Source organism: Streptomyces sp. NPDC054841 (genome assembly GCF_053611045.1).
On the sequence record NZ_JBSGZO010000871.1, the window covers coordinates 1 to 1,607 of the forward strand.

The window sequence follows — 1,607 nt, forward strand, 5'->3', positions numbered from 1 at the left end:
GTGGTGTGCCCTTGCCGAAGGCGAACTGGTCAGTCACGGTGACCGACAGCCGCCACGCCGCGTCCGACACCCGCGGCTGGTACTTCTGGCGGGCGAGGACGGCCCGGCCGGGGCCCACTGCGATGCCGCGTACATCAGTGTCGGTGCGGGAGGAGCCGAGGGAAAAGCCGTATTGGGTGGCGTTGCCGATGGAGGAGACCACCGTCGCGGCGAAAGTGAGCGCGCCGCCGGAGGTGACGCTCTCGCTGGTGCTGACCCCGATGGCCGACTCCGCAACGTCGTTGCCGATCAGCTCCAACGGGTCGCCGTCTTGCGCCGAATTGTACGGGAAGCCTTCAACGATCACGGTGAAGTCGGAGTTCTGGAAGATGCCGGCTCTGCGTTCGATATCGTCGATGAAGCCTTCCCTGTTGAGTGCGGCGCGCAGCTGATCGTCCGCGGTCAGTGAGTTCGCGAGCTTCGTCGCCTCGTCGTGCGGCATGCCGACCCTGGTCAACAGATTGCGCAGCCGGAACGCCAGGGGCTGTGAACCCGGCACATCGACCACCACATCGTCCGGGCGCATCATGTCCAGCGTTGAGAGGACGTCGGCCGGCAGGCTCTGAACCAGCCCTGGCACCGCGGCACCGGGCGCCTTGCTCATGCGTACGACCTTGCCGTGCATCCTGACGTCAGCCTCGGCCGCGGGGGTACGGGTAAGAGGTTCGGGCACGTGCACCAGTAGCGAGCCCTCGAAGGAATCGTGCCCCCTGGCGATTTGTTTCGCCGGCAGTGGCCGCATCAATTCGCGGAGGGCGGCCACAACCCGCTTCGGGGAGAATTGAACCCCACGATGGGTCCGCACCGGGGTCCGGGTGGCAACCACGTCGACGTGGTAGGTGAAGTCCTGACCGAAGGAGACCGAGGAGCCGACGTAGCGCAGGCCGCTGAACCTCAGGCCTTGGATGCTGGTCTCGGATGCCCTGGTGCGCTTGCGGAAGGCGTTGAGGCCGGCGCGCAGCCGCAGCTGCCAGGAGCGGTTACCGAAGTTCAGCAACCCACCGCTCCCTCCCGCGACACCCACGTCCTTGGACTGTCCCCCGGAGCTGTTCGCCCCGCCCAGCGAGTTGAACTTCAGTGTCATCTCGTCGTGCCGCTGCCTGGGCGTCATGGCACTTCGTTCTACCGCTGAAAGGGTGATGGTGTAGTGCTCGGTAAACCCCTCAACCGTCCGCTCGAGCGTCTCCACGTAAGGCTTCCGCGGGAGCGCCATGGCCCGGGCCCGCAGGGTGTCGGGGCCGTACAGCACGTTCAGGCGGGCCTTGAAGGCACGGACTTCTTCACGGACTTCCTCCGAGCTCAGATCGAGTTCCGGCCACGACGCCTCCTTCCTGGTCTTCGTGATCCTTCTGTCCACCACGTCCACAACCGGCTCGGAGGGACTACTCTCGACGAGGCCAAAGCCCAGACCGGTACCGGCTCGCAGGGAAACGGGCAAGTGCGCAGAGATGGGTGGGGCCGAAGAGGACTGGACCTTCGGCTTCGTGGCGGACGCATCGATCACCCCCTCCGTGGCCCCGGCTGCCTTCTCGGCGGGCGCCTTCTCAGGTGCCACCACCGTGTGAGCC

The 1,607-nt window shown here is 66.3% G+C and carries 1 protein-coding gene; it reads right to left on the reverse strand.

The features are described from left to right. Window positions 1–1,405, reverse strand: a 1,405-nt coding sequence (locus ACWGI8_RS44075; protein WP_453669227.1) for a hypothetical protein, incomplete at its 3' end; no start/stop codon positions are given. Window positions 1,406–1,607: the final 202 nt, after the last annotated feature.